Annotated in this window: 15 protein-coding genes; 13 read left to right on the forward strand and 2 right to left on the reverse strand. The window is 67.4% G+C overall.

Annotated features, from left to right (window positions below; translation table 11 throughout):
* Window positions 1-10 precede the first annotated feature (10 nt).
* Together G6N58_RS11805 and G6N58_RS11810 are read left to right on the forward strand one after the other, a co-directional pair.
* The gene (locus G6N58_RS11805) at window positions 11-898 is read left to right on the forward strand and encodes an alpha/beta hydrolase (RefSeq protein ID WP_115278575.1); all 888 of its coding nucleotides are present in this window, start codon (window positions 11-13) and stop codon (window positions 896-898) included.
* 11 nt (window positions 899-909) lie between these two features.
* Window positions 910-1,743, forward strand: a complete 834-nt coding sequence (locus G6N58_RS11810; RefSeq protein WP_197746419.1) for a class I SAM-dependent methyltransferase — start codon at window positions 910-912, stop codon at window positions 1,741-1,743.
* Here G6N58_RS11810 and G6N58_RS11815 read toward each other — a convergent pair.
* Entirely contained in the window at window positions 1,740-2,561 is an 822-nt protein-coding gene (locus G6N58_RS11815; RefSeq protein ID WP_115278573.1) for a mycofactocin-coupled SDR family oxidoreductase, read from the reverse strand. The two genes, G6N58_RS11810 and G6N58_RS11815, sit on opposite strands and share 4 nt — an antisense overlap.
* A 110-nt stretch (window positions 2,562-2,671) precedes the next feature.
* On the opposite strand from G6N58_RS11815, the gene G6N58_RS11820 reads away from it, so the two are divergent.
* The 4 genes from G6N58_RS11820 to G6N58_RS11835 all read left to right on the forward strand — a co-directional run bounded on the left by G6N58_RS11820 (window position 2,672) and on the right by G6N58_RS11835 (window position 7,688).
* Window positions 2,672-3,844 (forward strand): acyl-CoA dehydrogenase family protein, encoded by a 1,173-nt coding sequence (locus tag G6N58_RS11820; protein WP_115278572.1) that lies wholly within the window; start codon window positions 2,672-2,674, stop codon window positions 3,842-3,844.
* Complete coding sequence (gene fabG, locus G6N58_RS11825; protein WP_115278571.1) at window positions 3,844-4,575, forward strand: 3-oxoacyl-ACP reductase FabG; 732 nt, start codon at window positions 3,844-3,846, stop codon at window positions 4,573-4,575. The genes G6N58_RS11820 and fabG overlap by 1 nt, the downstream gene beginning before the upstream one ends.
* 88 nt (window positions 4,576-4,663) lie before the next feature.
* Window positions 4,664-5,857 carry an acyl-CoA dehydrogenase family protein gene (locus G6N58_RS11830; protein ID WP_115278570.1) on the forward strand — a complete coding sequence of 398 codons (1,194 nt, stop codon included), beginning with the start codon at window positions 4,664-4,666 and terminating at the stop codon, window positions 5,855-5,857.
* 88 nt (window positions 5,858-5,945) lie between these two features.
* A complete protein-coding gene (locus G6N58_RS11835) occupies window positions 5,946-7,688 on the forward strand; it encodes an alpha/beta hydrolase family protein (protein WP_163908111.1) in 1,743 nt (580 codons plus the stop codon).
* A gap of 18 nt (window positions 7,689-7,706) precedes the next feature.
* On the opposite strand, the gene G6N58_RS11840 is transcribed toward G6N58_RS11835, so the two are convergent.
* Window positions 7,707-8,132 carry a thiol-disulfide oxidoreductase DCC family protein gene (locus G6N58_RS11840; protein ID WP_115281563.1) on the reverse strand — a complete coding sequence of 142 codons (426 nt, stop codon included), beginning with the start codon at window positions 8,130-8,132 and terminating at the stop codon, window positions 7,707-7,709.
* Window positions 8,133-8,299: 167 nt separating this feature from the next.
* On the opposite strand from G6N58_RS11840, the gene G6N58_RS11845 reads away from it, so the two are divergent.
* The 7 genes from G6N58_RS11845 to G6N58_RS11875 are packed head-to-tail and all read left to right on the forward strand — an operon-like array spanning window position 8,300 to window position 15,498.
* Window positions 8,300-9,109 carry an IclR family transcriptional regulator gene (locus tag G6N58_RS11845; RefSeq protein ID WP_068914897.1) on the forward strand — a complete coding sequence of 270 codons (810 nt, stop codon included), beginning with the start codon at window positions 8,300-8,302 and terminating at the stop codon, window positions 9,107-9,109.
* A gap of 11 nt (window positions 9,110-9,120) precedes the next feature.
* Window positions 9,121-9,540: a MaoC/PaaZ C-terminal domain-containing protein gene (locus tag G6N58_RS11850; protein ID WP_068919505.1), complete on the forward strand. Its 420-nt coding sequence runs from the start codon at window positions 9,121-9,123 to the stop codon at window positions 9,538-9,540.
* Window positions 9,537-10,655, forward strand: a complete 1,119-nt coding sequence (locus G6N58_RS11855; RefSeq protein WP_068914898.1) for a substrate-binding domain-containing protein — start codon at window positions 9,537-9,539, stop codon at window positions 10,653-10,655. Before G6N58_RS11850 ends, G6N58_RS11855 begins: the two co-directional genes overlap by 4 nt.
* Before the next feature lie 26 nt (window positions 10,656-10,681).
* Entirely contained in the window at window positions 10,682-11,701 is a 1,020-nt protein-coding gene (locus G6N58_RS11860; protein WP_068914899.1) for an ABC transporter permease, read from the forward strand.
* Window positions 11,698-13,218, forward strand: coding sequence for a sugar ABC transporter ATP-binding protein (locus G6N58_RS11865; protein WP_115278568.1), 1,521 nt, complete (start codon window positions 11,698-11,700; stop codon window positions 13,216-13,218). The genes G6N58_RS11860 and G6N58_RS11865 overlap by 4 nt, the downstream gene beginning before the upstream one ends.
* Window positions 13,211-13,921, forward strand: coding sequence for an SDR family NAD(P)-dependent oxidoreductase (locus tag G6N58_RS11870; RefSeq protein WP_115278567.1), 711 nt, complete (start codon window positions 13,211-13,213; stop codon window positions 13,919-13,921). The genes G6N58_RS11865 and G6N58_RS11870 overlap by 8 nt, the downstream gene beginning before the upstream one ends.
* Window positions 13,918-15,498 (forward strand): acyl CoA:acetate/3-ketoacid CoA transferase, encoded by a 1,581-nt coding sequence (locus G6N58_RS11875; RefSeq protein ID WP_115278566.1) that lies wholly within the window; start codon window positions 13,918-13,920, stop codon window positions 15,496-15,498. The genes G6N58_RS11870 and G6N58_RS11875 overlap by 4 nt, the downstream gene beginning before the upstream one ends.

Raw genomic sequence — 15,498 nt, forward strand, 5'->3', positions numbered from 1 at the left:
GGAGACAGCCGTGACCCACACCGACATCGTCTTCACCTCGGCGGGAACCACCTGCAGCGGCTGGCATTTCCCGGCGGCCGGATCCGGACCCAGGCCGCTGGTGGTGATGGGCCACGGCTTCGGCGGCACCAAGGACTCCGGCCTGCAGTCGTTCGCGCAGCACTTCCAGGCTGCGGGGATCGACGTCCTGGCCTTCGACTACCGTGGCTTTGGTGCCTCAGGAGGTCAACCGCGCCAACAGATCTCGATCGATCGTCAGATCGGCGACTATCAGGCCGCAGTGGCCGCAGGCAAGGAACTCGCCGGCGTCGACCCGGGCCGGATCGTGCTGTGGGGATCGTCGCTGTCCGGTGGCCATGTCATCCGCGTGGCGGCCGGACGCCACGACATCGCCGCGGTGATCGCGATGACTCCGCTGACCAACTCGCTGGCCACGGCGCGCACGATTCTCGCTCAGTACCGCGGGCTGGGCGCGCTGCGGGCGACGGCCAACGGCGTACGCAGTCGTCTGGCGGTGGCCCGGGGCCGCTCGCCGATCATGATGCCCGTGGTGTCAGCGCCGGGCGGGGCGGGTGCGCTGGCACTCGACGGCGCCTACGACAGTTATGTGTCCATGTCCGGCCCCACCTGGCGCAACGAGGTGGATGCCGCCGTCGGCCTGGAACTCGCCACCGTCAAGACCAAGGCGGCGGCCAAGGCTCTGCGCGCCCCGCTGCTGGTGCAGATCGCGGACTTCGACCGCTTCATCCCGGCCGACTCCGTGGCCCGGACCGCTGTCCACGGCCGCGCTCAGGTGCACCACTATCCGTGTGATCACTTCGATGTGTGGCCGGGCCACGACTGGTTCGACAAAGCCTGCGCCGATCAGCTCAGGTTCCTGCGCCGCGTGCTGGGCTAGCGTGGGACCCCGTGGCCAATGAGGAGATGAGGGCGGCCTGGTCGGATCGCGGGGCCGGCTGGGTGGAGAACGAGCGCGTCTTCGACGCCGTGCTGGCCCCGTTCAGCGAGCCGCTGTTGGCGGGGGCGCAGGCGGGCCAGCGGGTGCTCGACATCGGCTGCGGCGCAGGCGCTCTGCTGGAACGTCTCACCGCGGTCGGGGCGGCTGCGGTGGGCGTCGACATCTCGGACACCATGGTGGCCGCCGCCGGCGCCCGAGTGCCGTCGGCCACCGTGCTGCAGGCCGACGCCCAGACCGCCGATCTGCGCGCGCACGGCCCGTTCGACCGGGTGGTGTCCCGGTTCGGTGTGATGTTTTTCGACGATCCGGTGGCGGCGTTCACCAACATCCGCTCCGCGACTGCTGCCGGCGCCCACCTCACGCTGGTGTGCTGGCGCGACGCCGAGAACCCCATGTTCACCCTGGGCAACAGTGTGCTCACCGCACGGATGGCTGACGCCGCGGTGCCGTCGGCGTCGGATCCGGTGGGCCCGCTGGCTTTCGGGGACGCCGAACGGGTGCGGGCGGTACTCAGCGGGGCGGGGTGGCACGACATCCGCATCGAGCCGTTCGACGGGATCTGCGACTACGGCATCGACGGCAGCGACGGTGTGGAGGAACGGCTGGCGGTGGTGCTGTCGAGCTCGACCGGTCGCGCCGCCCGCGCCCAGCTGGCCCCGGCGCTGGGTGCGGGCGGCTGGGCGACGCTGGTCGATGACGTGCGGGCCGAGGTGCGCCGTCACCTCGTCGGCGGGGTGGTGAAGTTCGTCGGCCGGGTGTGGGTGGTGACGGCCCGCAGCACCTAGAACACCGTCGCGCCCAGGTCCACCGCGATCCGGGCGGCGGTCACCATCCGGGATTCGTCGGAGGCCAGCCAACAGACCGCGTCGGCGATGTCCTCCGGCTGGGCGATGTAGTCCGGCAGGAACGGCGTCACCATGTTCATCAGCCCCGGGTTGGTGTCGTTGGCCCGGTTCAGCGCGGCCACCATGTCGCCGGTGCCCATCGGGGTGTTCACCGCACCGGGATGCACGCTGTTGACCCGCACCTTGTGCCTGCCCAGTTCGGCGGCGAACGCGCGGGCCATACCGGTGACGGCGTGCTTGCTGGCGGTGTAGTGCACCATGAACGGCTGCATCTTCAGCCCGGCCGCCGAGCTGATGAGGATGATCGAGCCGCCGCGGCCGCCGTCGATGATCCGCTGCGCGCCGGCCATCACCGTGTTCCAGGTCCCGGTGACATTGACGTCCATGACGTCTTGGAAAGACTCCGGTGTGGTCTCGTTCCAGGGCTCGGGCACCGTGATGCCGGCATTGGCGACGATGACGTCCAGCCGGCCGAACGCGGCGACGCCCTGATCAACCGCTCTGGTCAGTCCGTCCAGGTCGCGGACGTCCACCGCGGTGGCCTGGATCCGTCGGCCCGTCTGCTCGACGAGGCGGACCGTCTCCGCCAGATCCGCCGGGGTGGCCGAGTCGTAGGGGACGCTGGGCGGCAACGGCCCGGCGAGGTCGACGGCGATGATGTCGGCACCTTCCCGCGCCAGCCGCACAGCATGCGCGCGGCCCTGCCCCCGTGCTGCTCCGGTGATGAAAGCGACTCTGCCCGCCAGTTTTCCGTCCATCGACTCTCCTTGCCCTCGTCAACACCTTCAATTAGCCAGGCTAACTGAACTGTGGGCCGGGGCGGCGGCTAGGCTGCGGGCAAGCCTGGACCCGAGGGGGCGTGCCGATGATGGCAGAGTCCACCGAAGTCGCCGACGACGACTTCCGCGACATCCTGGCGCAGACCCGCCACTTCATCCGCACGGTGGTGGTGCCCCGCGAGCCGGAGATCCTGGCCGACGACCAGGTTCCCGATGATCTGCGCGAGCAGGCTCAGAAGATGGGCCTGTTCGGCTACGCCATCCCCCAGCAGTGGGGCGGGCTCGGGCTGAACCTGATGCAGGATGTCGAGCTGGCCATGGAGTTCGGATACACCTCGCTGGCGTTGCGTTCGATGTTCGGCACCAACAACGGCATCGCCGGTCAGGTGCTGGTGGGCTTCGGTACCGACGAGCAGAAATCCGCGTGGCTGGCAGGCATCGCCAGCGGCGAGGTGGTGGCGTCGTTCGCGCTCACCGAAGCCGGTGCTGGTTCCAACCCCGCGGGATTGCGCACCAAGGCGGTGCGCGACGGGACCGACTGGGTGATCACCGGGGAGAAGCGGTTCATCACCAACGCTCCCACCGCCGATCTGTTCGTCGTCTTCGCCCGGACCCGGCCCGCCGACGCCGATGGCGCCGGCATCGCCGTGTTCCTGGTGCCCGCCGACGCCCCCGGTGTCGAGGTCGGAGCCAAGGACGCCAAGATGGGGCAGGAGGGGGCGTGGACCTCGGATGTCGGGTTCACCGATGTGCGGGTGCCGGGCGCGGCGCTGGTGGGCGGCAGCGAGGACCATGGCTACCGGGCGGCGATGACCTCGCTGGCGCGTGGGCGGGTGCACATGGCCGCGCTTGCGGTCGGGTCCGCGCAACGGGTGCTCGACGAGTCGGTGGCCTACGCTGCCACCGCCACCCAGGGCGGTGCGGCCATCGGCAGTTTTCAACTGGTGCAGGCCATGCTCGCCGACCAGCAGACCGGTGTCATGGCCGGGCAAGCCCTGGTGCGCGAGGCCGCGCGCAAGTGGGTCACCGACGAGGACCGCCGCATCGCACCGTCGGCAGCCAAGCTGTTCTGCACCGAGATGGCCGGGCAGGTGGCCGATCTCGGGGTGCAGATCCACGGCGGCACCGGGTACATGCGCGGGGTGCCGGTCGAGCGGATCTACCGTGAGGTGCGCCTGCTGCGCCTCTACGAGGGCACCAGCGAGATCCAACGGCTGATCATCGGCGGCGGCCTGATCAAAGCCGCCCAGAAAGGGAACTGATGGCATTGTTGTCCGGTCGTGCCGCCGTGATCACCGGTGGCGCACAGGGTCTCGGCTACGCGATCGCCGAGCGCTTCGTCGCCGAGGGGGCCCGGGTGGTGCTGGGTGATCTCGATCTGGAGGCCACCGAGGCCGCGGCTGCGCGACTCGGCGATGCCGTCGCGGTGCGCTGCGACGTCACCTCCTCCGACGAGGTGGCCGCGCTGGTGGACACCGCGGTGAGCACGTTCGGCAGCCTCGACGTGATGGTCAACAACGCGGGCATCACCCGCGACGCCACCATGCGCACGATGACCGAGGACCAGTTCGATCAGGTGATCGCCGTACACCTGAAAGGCACCTGGAACGGGTTGCGGCACGCGGCGGCCGTCATGCGGGACGCCGGATCCGGTGCCATCGTGAACATGTCGTCGATCTCGGGCAAGGTCGGCATGGTGGGCCAGACCAATTACTCGGCAGCCAAGGCCGGCATCGTCGGGATGACCAAGGCGGCTGCGAAGGAACTCGCCCACCTCGGGGTGCGGGTCAACGCCATCCAGCCGGGGCTGATCCGGTCAGCGATGACCGAGGCCATGCCGCAACGGATCTGGGACAGCAAGGTCGCCGAGGTGCCGATGGGGCGTGCGGGAGAGCCCGCTGAAGTTGCCGGGGTGGCACTGTTCCTGGCGTCGGACCTGTCGTCGTACATGACCGGCACCGTGCTCGAGGTGACGGGTGGGCGGCACCTGTGACTGCTTGCCGAGACCGACGAAAAGCCGGATCTCACCCGCACTTTCGGGCCCATGCGTCGGTTTTGGGCGTGGTGACGGTGGGGGTAGCATGACCAGGCTTGCTCAGACGCTGGGTCTTTCGGAGTTCCAGACCGAGATCGTCACCACGGTGCGGCAGTTCGTCGACAAAGAGGTGATCCCGCAGGCGGGGGAGCTGGAGCGCACCGACACCTATCCCCAGGCCATCGTCGACGCCATGAAGGAGATGGGCCTGTTCGGGTTGATGATCCCCGAGGAGTACGGCGGCCTGGGGGAGTCACTGCTGACGTACGCGCTGTGTGTCGAGGAGCTGGCGCGCGGCTGGATGAGTGTGTCGGGCGTGATCAACACCCACTTCATCGTGGCCTACATGATCCGCCAGCACGGCACTGACGCCCAGAAGCAGCATTACCTGCCGCGGATGGCCACCGGCGAGACGCGGGGTGCCTTCTCGATGTCCGAGCCGGAGCTCGGATCGGACGTGGCGGCCATCCGGACCCGCGGCGTGCGCCGCGACGACGGCACCTACGCCATCACCGGGCAGAAGATGTGGCTGACCAACGGTGGCAGCTCCACGCTGGTGGCGGCGCTGGTGCGCACCGACGAGGGCGCCCGGAAACCGCACCACAACCTGACGGCGTTCCTGGTCGAGAAGCCGGCCGGCTTCGGAGAAGTGTTGCCGGGCCTGACGATTCCCGGAAAGCTCGACAAGCTGGGCTACAAGGGCATCGACACCACCGAGCTGATCTTCGACGGGTACACCGCCGCCGCCACCGACGTGTTGGGAGACAAGCCGGGGCACGGGTTCGTCCAGATGATGGACGGCGTGGAGGTGGGCCGGGTCAACGTGGCGGCCCGGGCCTGCGGGGTCGGGATTCGCGCCTTCGAACTGGCCGCCCGCTACGCCCAGCAGCGCCAGACCTTCGGCAAGCCCATCGCCGAGCACCAGGCCATCGCCTTCCAGTTGGCCGAGATGGCCACCAAGGTGGAGGCCGCGCATCTGATGATGGTCAACGCGGCCCGGCTCAAGGATTCCGGCGAACGCAACGACGTGGCGGCGGGCATGGCCAAGTATCTGGCCAGTGAGTTCTGCTCCGAGGTGACCCAGCAGAGCTTCCGGATCCACGGCGGGTACGGCTATTCCAAGGAGTACGAGATCGAGCGCCTGATGCGCGACGCCCCCTTCCTGCTGATCGGCGAGGGCACCAGCGAAATCCAGAAGAACATCATCAGCAAACGCCTGCTGAATGATTACCGAATTTAGACACATTTCCCAACCCCGTTACGCGGGCGTTAAAAATGCTCTAGCTTGACAGTCGTCAACGAATGACGACGACCCTCGGGAGATCACTGTGCACTTGTCGGCGTGGATGGGAGCAGGGGTTCTGGCGGCGGGTGTGTCCGCGGCCCTGGTGGCAGGGGCCGACGTGGCCAGTGCGGACACCGGTACGGACACCACCAGTTCGAGCCCGAGTTCCGATGACTCCGCCAGCTCCTCCACCGGCAGTGACGATCGGGCAAACGAGACCAGCTCGGATGCCGACACGGACACCGACACCGACAGCGGCGCCGACGACGGTACTGACACCGACGTCGCCGACGATGATGCCGAGGACGACACCGATGCCGAGGACGTCGACGGTGAGACCGACATCGACGACTCGTCCGAGGGGGACGCGGCTGAGGATGAGGCTGACGGCGGCGTGGCGACCGGGGGTTCCGACAGCTCCACAGACGAGCAGTCCGATGACACCGAGATCGCCGACGAGGAATCCGAGGCGGAGCCCGAGCCCGTCCGGGTCGACGAAGATGTTGACACGGCCACCGACGCGGAGGTGATTGCCGAGGACACGCCGTCGCAGGAGCCCGCCGAAACACCGGCCCCGGTCGTCGACGCTGACGACACCGACACCGACACCGCGGTGACGCTCGCCGGTGCCAAGAACGCGACAAGTGCCGCAACGACGTTCGCCTCTGCGTCGCGCCAGCCCACGCTGCTGGAGGCCATCAGCTCGGTGATCTTCGATGTCGTCGGAGTTGCCGTCACCTTCATCGCCGGGCCGCCGGTGGTTCCGCACGGCAGCACGGTGACTGTGCGCCAGTCGTCACTGGAGATCACCGACGGCCGCAAGGTGCCCGCGCACTGGTACTACCCGGAAGGTGACGAGCCGCCGCAGCGGATCATCTACCTGCAGCACGGGTTCCTGGGTGTCGGCGCCATGTACAGCTACACCGCGGCAAACCTGGCCGAGAGCACCAACAGCATTGTCGTGGTGCCCACGCTGACCTCCAACCGCTATGTCAGCGACGGCTTCTGGCTGGGTTCCGATCAGGCGCTGCGCGCCACGGCAGCGCTGTTCGAGGGTGATCGGGAAGCGTTGACCGCCAGCGCAATTGCGGCCGGCTTCGCCAAGCGTTACGGCACCGAGGCCGTGCTGCCGGGCAGATTCGCGCTGGTCGGGCATTCACTGGGTGGCAACCTGGTGGCCGGCACCGCGGGCTACTACGCCGATGCGGTGACCGCCGGCGGCACCGAGAATCAGTTGGCCGGAGTGATCCTGCTGGATGCCGCGCCGCAGGGCTCCGTGCTGTCCGACGCCCTGGACAAGCTGGACAGTCTGGACACCTACATCCCGGTGATCGAACTCGGCGCGCCCAAGGAAGCGCGGCGGGTGGATGCGGCGCTCAACTCCCACCGGCCCGGGAAGTTCAACGGCGTGGTCCTGGCCAACGGTGAGCACCTCGATTCCATGGAGGGCGGGACCTGGCTGATCCAGTTCATTTCGCATCTCTACCAAGGCTTCCCGACCGCTCAGAACCAGGCTGCCGCGCAGATCCTGATCGACGGCTGGGCTGCCGACATCCTGGACGGCCGTATCGACCCCACCACCGGGCGTTGCGACGGCGAGGACTGCGCCGGCATCTACGGCGGCCCCGGGCAGGTGCTGGAACTCGACACCCCGGCCGGGCCCACCAGCGGCACCGTGATCGGTGTACCGGCACCGGCGCGCTCGGCTGTCTTCGAACCGTGGGCCGCCACTGCCACGGTGGCGCCGCGGCCGCCGCGCGGCAGCGGGCTGCTGCTGACGCTCTGATCAGATCAGCAGTGACACTCACACGTCGATGAAGCGGGCCCGAACCTCCGGCGACGGAATGGGGCAGCTGTCCTTGACGCCGAACACTCGGTAGCGGATCTTGGCGAAGCCGTCGTACACCCTGTCCCGAATGGGAGACGGGATGACGGCGGCCGCGGAGAACACCCGCCACGGCCCGCCCAGATAGTCGGCCACCCGTAGCAGGGCGGCCGACCGGACGCTCACGCGTTCGCCGGGGAGACCGGGCTGGTCGACGAACACCACGGAATCCACTTCGGCGAGTTCGGGATGCCGCTCGATGACGGCCTTGGCGAACGGGCTGTCCAGCGCGGCGAACCGCAAGGTGCCGTGCGCATCCAATTTCAGGATGGTCTGCACCGCGGTATTGCAGAAGCCGCAGATGCCGTCGTAGAGCAATACCGGTGTCGCATCGGAATCAGCCATGTCCCAGGCATACCCGGTGGTCAGGGCCTGATGTGCGGCGCACGGTGTGAGATCCGGTACGTCGCCGGCACGCCCGAAGGACTCCACATTGTGGAGAGCTTGACGCCGTCGCTATCGCCCGCCTATGGTCTAGCTCACATCCACAATATGGATATGGAGACCACATTATGGAGATCGCGGGAGCGCAGAGCGCGTACCGGGTCCTCGACGTCCTGACGGAAGTCTCGCTCAATCCGGGCTCGACCGCGGGCGAAGTCGCCAAAGCAACACATTTGACCGCCCCGACAGCCCACCGGCTGCTGCGTGTGCTGTGCGATCGCGGGTTCGCGGTGCAGAACGAGGCGGGCAAGTACGTACCAGGTCCCCAGATGCGGGTGCTGGTCGGCGACCGCGTCGATCACGCCACCCTCGAGGAGATCGGCCGTCCGCTGCTCGCGCAGCTGCGGGACCGCTCCACCGAAACGGTGTTCCTGGCCGTTCGGGAAGGTCTGCAGCTCACCTATCTGGTGGTGATGACCTCATCACACTCCGTGCAGATGTACGGCGAAGTCGGGCAACAGATTCCGCTGCACGCGACCAGCCAGGGCAAGGTCATCCTGGCATTCCTGCCGCCCGGTGTCGGAGAACGGATCATCGACCAGCTGGAGATGCCGCGCTACACCCCGTCCACCATCACCTCTGCCGCGGAGCTGCATGAGGCGATGTCACGAATTCGCCGCGACGGGTACGCCCTCAACCTCGAGGAGCGTGAGCTCGGCGTGCGGTCCGTCGCCGCGCCGGTGCTCGATCCTTCGGGCAACGTGGTGGCCTCGGTGTGCGTGGGTGGGCCCATCTTCCGCTTCTCCGAAGAGGACCTGCGTGGGAAGTTCGCCGACCTGGCGTGCGAGACCGCCGAAGCCATCAGCGCCGAACTGCTGCGGCGGTTCAAACCCGTGGAGCAGCTGGCCGACATCGACGGCGAGCGGTCCGTTCAGTGACGCAACAGGCCATGAAGACCTTCCACGATATGGAGATCGGGGTCCGTGCCGAGCACTCGGCAGTGGTCTCCGCCGACATCATCGGGGCCTACGCCCAGCTGTCGGGGGACCACAATCCCATCCACGAGGACGCCGACTATGCGGCCCGCACCCGCTTCGGCCGGCCGGTGGCGCACGGCATGCTGGTCGCCGGCTACGTCCAGACAGCGCTGACCCGTCTCGTCGCCCCCGGCGGCGTGTCCACCAGCTACCAGTTCGATCTTCTGGCGCCGGCTTTCGAAGGCGCCGCCATCACCGCGCAGGCAGTGTGCGCACAGCTCGATCCGGTGGCCCGACGGGCCACATTCACCATCACAGTCGTCGACGACACCACTCGGAAGCAGTTGATCAGCGGGTCCGCCGTCGTCGCGTTTCCCAAAGGAGAGAAATGAAGATCCGGACCATCCTGCCCGCCGCCGTCTGCCTCACCACCGCGCTCGCGATGACGGCATGCAGCTCGAGTGTGAACAACAACGCCGACCCGTCCGATACCGCCGCGCCCGCCTCGGAAGTTGAGGTCGACGACGGCGGATGCGCCGAGAACCGGGACCAGATCGCACAGCTGCAAGCCGACCTGAGCAAGAACCTGTACGGAATTGCCGCCGCTGAATCAGGCAAGGACGAGCGCACCAACCCCAACCCGATTCCCGAAGGTGAGCCCATCAAGATCACCTTCTCGGTGGAAGGCCTCAGCCACCCGTTCCTGGTCAAGCAGAAGCAGCTCGCCGAGGAGACCGCTGCGAAGCTGGGCGCCGAGATCAACGTGGTGAGCGCCAACGACGATGTGAACCAGCAGTTCAACGACATCCAGACCGCCATCGCGCAGGGCACCGATGCGCTCATGATGATGCCCGCCACCACCCAGGGTCTGGACGCCGTGCTCACACAGGCTCAGGCCGCCGACATCCCGTACTTCTTCTCGCAGAAGGGAATGCTGGGTGTCGACCCGGTGTCTCAGGTGCTCGCCCCCTACTCCAACGAGGGCCAGCAGCTCGGCGAGTGGGTGGTGGAGCACTACCAGGGCCAAGAAGACGTCAACGTCGCGGTGATCTCCGGCATCCCCGGCGACCAGTCCAGCGATGCCCGGGTGAACTCGTTCCTGCTGCCGCTGCTGCGCTCGTGCAACTTCAACATCGTGGCCAACCAACCGGGCCAGTACCGCCGCGGGGACTCCGAGAAGGCCGCGCAGAACATGCTCGCTGCCAACACCGACATCGACCTGCTCTTCGGTGCGAATGACGAAGCGGCCCTGGGCGGCATCGCAGCGCTGAACTCCAGCGGTCGCGAGGGTGTGGATGTGGTGGGCCTGGATGGCCAGACCGACATGTTCGCCGCCATCCAGGCCGGCGACGCACTGGCGACGGTGATCCACAAGCCCACCGCCGGGATCGTCGTCGAGGAAATCGTCGACTACCTGCGCGGCAATCCGGTACCCGAGTACCGCGTTCTCGACGAGGACCTGGTGACCAAGGAAACCATCGAATCCGGCGCACAGCCGGCGTTCTGACCGACTTCTCACACGACGGAGCAGTGATGACCACTACCTCGGCACCACCTACGCCGCCAGATGCGCTGGAGCGCAGAGGAAAAGGACGAACCGGTCCCAACCTGCGCCAGCTCGCCCAGCTGGGTCCGGTTGTCGCCCTGGTGCTGCTGGCCGCGGTGTTCGCTTTCAGCGCACCGAACTTCACCAGCGGCGCCAACCTGACCAACGTCCTGCAGCAGGTGTCGATCACAGCGATCGCGGCGGTGGGCGCGACGGTGGTGATCCTGGTTGCGGGAATCGACCTGTCGGTCGGCTCGGTGGTGGCGCTCACCGGCAGCATCGCGGCGCTGTATCTCCAACACGCGATCCTCTCGACGGGGGCGTCGGCGGTGGTCGCGGTGCTCCTGAGCCTGGTGGTCGGCACCGCCTGCGGCTTCCTCAACGGGGTGCTCATCACCGTGTGCCGGGTGCCGGCCTTCATCGCCACCTTGGCGACGCTGACCGCGCTGCGGGGGATCGCCCTGCTCGTCACCGACAGCTACCCGATCTCGATCGGCAACAGCACCTTCAACCAGATCGGTGTCGGCAAGGTGGGCCCGGTGCCGATCCCGGTGATCATCATGGCGGTGACGTTCGCCGTGGGGTATGTGATCCTGCACCGGCTCAAGATCGGGCGGCGCATTTACGCCGTCGGTGGCAATCGCGAAGCGGCCCGTCTGTCCGGCATCCGGGTCAATCGAGTGTTGTTGTTTGCGTTTACCTTTGCCGGACTGTGTGCCGGGATCGCCTCGGTGATCCTCACCGCCAAACTGTCCTCGGGCCAGCCCGCCGGTGCAGTCGGCTTCGAGCTCGACGTCATCGCCGCGGTGGTGGTGGGCGGCACCAGCCTGTTCGGTGGACGCGGCCGGCTGGCCGGCACCTTCCTCGGTGCGTTGGTGATAGCCGTGCTGGGCAACGGGCTGACGCTGATGAACGTCCCGTTCTACTGGCAACAGATCGTCACCGGAGCCGTCGTGGTGGCTGCCGTGGTGCTGGACCGGGTTACCCGAGGGGAGCCGGGCGAATGAGTGTGGCCGCGCCGGCGCGCACCGGACTCCTCCAGGCGACCGGCATCTCCAAGCACTACGCCGGTGTCGCTGCGCTCGAAGACGTCTCGGTGACGCTGGAGCCCGGCAAGATCCACGCGCTGGTCGGTGAGAACGGCGCGGGCAAGTCAACGCTGTCGAAGATCCTGTCGGGATTCGCGACCGCGGACACCGGCACCGTCACCCTCGACGGTCAGCCGATCAACCCGAAGAATCCCACGCAGGCCGCCGGGTTGGGTATCGGCATCGTGCACCAGGAGCTGTCGGTGATCGGGTCCATCTCGGTTGCCGAGAACGTCCTGGTGAACGCCGAACCGTCGCGCTGGGGTGTGATCGACCGCCGGGCCCTGGCTGCGCAGGCCCGCGATCACCTGGCCCGGGTGGGCCTGGACGTCGATCCCCGCCGCCAGGCCGGCGAGCTGTCCATCGCCGAACAGCAACTCATCGAGATCGCCCGCATCCTCGCCCAGGACGCCCACGTCGTGTTCTTTGATGAGCCGACATCTTCTCTGCCACACGATGATTCGGTACGGCTCCTGGGGTTGCTGCGGGAACTGCGCGACGACGGCGCCGCGGTGGTACTGATCAGCCATGACCTGCCGGAGGTGTTGGAGTATGCCGATACCGTCAGCGTGCTGCGCGACGGCCGGCACATCATCACCGCCCCGGCCGCCGAGTTCACCGAAGACTCGCTGATCAAGCACATGATCGGGCGGAACCTTGAGTCGGTCTATCACGGCCACGAGGTGACAGCCGACCACAAACCGGCGGTGCTGTCCGTAGACCGGATCAGCGCGCCCGGCGTGGTGTCCGCGTCGCTGCAGGTGAGCCCCGGAGAGATACTCGGCATCGGCGGCCTGGTCGGCAGCGGCCGCACCGAGGTGCTGGCGGCGATCTACGGTGCCACTCGAATCACGGCAGGCGCCATGTCATTTCACGGAAAGTCACACCGTCCGAGCCATCCCGGGGCGGCTCTGAACACCGGTATCGCACTGGTGCCCGAAGACCGCAAGAACCAGGGTCTGCACCTGGGTCTGCCCATCAGTACCAACATCGAACTCGCCAGCCTGGCTGCCATGAGCACCGGGCCGTGGCTGCGCCGCCGCAAGGGCGCGAAGATCGTCGACCACTTCTTCAAGGAGCTGCGCATCAAAGCGGCCAGCGCCGCCATGCCCGTGGGAGCGTTGTCCGGCGGCAACCAGCAGAAGGTGGCACTGGCCAAGGTGTTGGCCACCAAACCTGCGGTGCTGCTGCTCGACGAACCCACCCGTGGAATCGATGTGGGCGCCAAAGCTGAAGTGCACCGGCTGATCCGGAGCTTGGCCGACGAGGGCATGGCCATCATCATGGTGTCCTCAGTGCTGCCCGAACTGCTCGGTGCGTCCGACCGCATCGTGGTGATGCGGGCCGGCCGCACCGTGGGCGAACTCAGCCGAGCCGAGGCCTCAGAGGAGGCCGTCATGAAGCTGGCGTTCCAGGGGGCGGTGGCCGATGACTGACAAAGTCGCAGTACTCACCGGCGCCGACGGCGGCCTGGGGCGCGCCGTGGCCCACCGGCTAGCCAAGGACGGCTTCTCACTCGTACTCGGGTATCACCCGGGCAGTGCGGCGCCGTCGATTCCCGGGGCGCTGGCCGTGCCTGCCGACGTCACCTCCGAAACCGATGTCGCCGAGCTGATCTCGGCCGCCATTGGAGAGTTCGGTCGTATCGACGCCCTGGTCACGCTGGCGGGAGTGATGGAACAGACCCTGCTGCCCGACCTGGATCTGGTGACCTGGAACCAGACCATCGCCGTCAACCTCACCGGCACGTTCCTGTGCGTCCAAGCGGCAGCTGAGGCGTTGACGCACACACAGGGCGCAGTGGTCACCATCGGTAGCCAGATCGGATACGTCGGCGGCATCAACTGCGCCGCCTACACCGCGTCCAAGGCGGGAGTCGGGGGCCTGACCCGGGCGCTCGCGCGCGAACTCGGACCAGCGGTCCGCGTCAACTGTGTGGCGCCTGGGCCCATCGAGACTCCGATGACAGCCGTGCACGCCACCCCGGAGTGGAGGGAACAGAAGACCAGAGCACTGGTCATGGGACGCTTCGGCACCCCCGACGAGGTGGCCACCGCGGTCGCCTGGCTGGTGTGTGACGAAGCGAGCTTCGTCACGGGGCAGACCATCAATGTCAATGGGGGAGGGGCGATGCCATGAGGCTCAGTCAACTGACCACACCGGAGTTCCTGTCCGCACACGACGCGGTGGAACGGATCCCGGACCGGGCGCGGCTGCTCGTGGAGGCTTCCGGGGGTGGTGTCATAGAGCCGTCCGGGCTGTTGAACGCGCTGGCCGAGCGTTACCGCCGCACCGGCGGCCCCGGTGAGCTGGCCGCATACTTCTGCAGCGGGGTGGGGGACCGTAACGGGTCCGGCATGGACGTGCTGGCGCAGCCGGGGCTGTTGCGCAGCGCGATCGCCGGGCACTGGGCCATGACGCCCACGCTGTCCAAGATGGCCCATGACGGGGACATCGAGGCCTACAACCTGCCCCAGGGTGTGCTGGCGCAGTTGCTGCGCGAAAGTGCAGCCAAACGGCCAGGTTTGATCACCAAGGTCGGATTGGGCACGTTCTGTGATCCGCGGCAGGGCGGTGGGCGGCTCAACAGTGCCACCACGACCGATCTCGTGGAGGTCCTGGAGATCAAGGGTGAGGAGTACCTGTTCTACCCCAGCCCGTCCTTCGATGTCGCTTTCATCCGCGGCACCACCGCCGATGAACACGGCAACCTGACACTCGAGCACGAGACAGCCAAGCTGGGGGTGCTGGCGGCCGCAACGGCGGCGCGCAACTGTGGCGGACTGGTGATCGCGCAGGTGAAGCGGGTGGCCGCGGTGCACACCCTCAACCCCAAGAGTGTGGTGGTGCCCGGTCATCTGATCGACATCGTGGTGGTGCAGGAAGACCAGTGGCAGACCGCGATCAACGAGTACAACCCGGCCTTCTCCGGCGAGGTGTATGTGCCGTTCGGCCGGTCGCCGGCAATGCCCCTTTCGGAACGGAAAGTGGTGGCACGCAGGGCACTCGACGAGATCAAGCCGGCCTCGGTGGTCAACCTCGGGGTCGGAATGGCCGACGGGGTGGCCACCGCTGCGCTGGAAGAGGATCGGCTCAGCGAAATCACGCTGACGGTCGAGCAAGGCATGGTCGGCGGCGTCCCGGAACGCGGCGTCATCTTCGGAGTGTCCTGGAACCCGGAAGCCGTGATCGAACACGCCTCGCAGTTCGACTTCTACGACGGCGGCGGCCTGGATGTCGCCTGCCTGGGGTTCGCCGAGGTGGACTCCGACGGCAACGTCAACTCATCGCTGGTCGACGGCCGCATTTTCGGCGCCGGTGGCTTCATCAACATCTCGCAGGCCGCCAAGAAGGTCGTGTTCTGCGGGACGCTCACCGCAGGCGGGCTGCGCATCGACCTCACCGACGGACACCCGAGGGTGACCTCGGAAGGCAGACACCGCAAGTTCATCGACAAGGTCCGCCAGGTCACCTTCAACGCCCATCTGGCCCGCGAACGTGGTCAGGAGGTCATCTACGTCACCGAACGCGCGGTGTTCGCCCTCGGCGAGGACGGTCCTGTCCTGATGGAGGTCGCTCCCGGCTGGACCGCGGAGCAGGTGATCGCACTGATGGACTTCCGCCCCAAACTCGCCGACGACATCACCACCATGTCGGCGTCGCTCTTCACCTCCCAACGACGCACCCCCCAAACCCCGACCCAAGAGGAGAACTGA

Origin of the sequence: Mycolicibacterium tokaiense, assembly GCF_010725885.1 — a bacterium.
GTDB classification, from domain to species: Bacteria; Actinomycetota; Actinomycetes; order Mycobacteriales; family Mycobacteriaceae; genus Mycobacterium; species Mycobacterium tokaiense.

What these genes read in the sequence shown, in the direction of transcription:
- G6N58_RS11875 (WP_115278566.1), top strand. Translation starts at nt 13,918, where the DNA reads ATGAGGCTCAGTCAACTGACCACACCGGAGTTCCTGTCCGCACACGAC.
- fabG (WP_115278571.1), top strand. Translation starts at nt 3,844, where the DNA reads ATGGCATTGTTGTCCGGTCGTGCCGCCGTGATCACCGGTGGCGCACAG.
- G6N58_RS11850 (WP_068919505.1), top strand. Translation starts at nt 9,121, where the DNA reads ATGAAGACCTTCCACGATATGGAGATCGGGGTCCGTGCCGAGCACTCG.
- G6N58_RS11870 (WP_115278567.1), top strand. Translation starts at nt 13,211, where the DNA reads ATGACTGACAAAGTCGCAGTACTCACCGGCGCCGACGGCGGCCTGGGG.
- G6N58_RS11820 (WP_115278572.1), top strand. Translation starts at nt 2,672, where the DNA reads ATGGCAGAGTCCACCGAAGTCGCCGACGACGACTTCCGCGACATCCTG.
- G6N58_RS11855 (WP_068914898.1), top strand. Translation starts at nt 9,537, where the DNA reads ATGAAGATCCGGACCATCCTGCCCGCCGCCGTCTGCCTCACCACCGCG.
- G6N58_RS11830 (WP_115278570.1), top strand. Translation starts at nt 4,664, where the DNA reads ATGACCAGGCTTGCTCAGACGCTGGGTCTTTCGGAGTTCCAGACCGAG.
- G6N58_RS11815 (WP_115278573.1), bottom strand. Translation starts at nt 2,561, where the DNA reads ATGGACGGAAAACTGGCGGGCAGAGTCGCTTTCATCACCGGAGCAGCA.
- G6N58_RS11845 (WP_068914897.1), top strand. Translation starts at nt 8,300, where the DNA reads ATGGAGATCGCGGGAGCGCAGAGCGCGTACCGGGTCCTCGACGTCCTG.
- G6N58_RS11860 (WP_068914899.1), top strand. Translation starts at nt 10,682, where the DNA reads ATGACCACTACCTCGGCACCACCTACGCCGCCAGATGCGCTGGAGCGC.
- G6N58_RS11840 (WP_115281563.1), bottom strand. Translation starts at nt 8,132, where the DNA reads ATGGCTGATTCCGATGCGACACCGGTATTGCTCTACGACGGCATCTGC.
- G6N58_RS11865 (WP_115278568.1), top strand. Translation starts at nt 11,698, where the DNA reads ATGAGTGTGGCCGCGCCGGCGCGCACCGGACTCCTCCAGGCGACCGGC.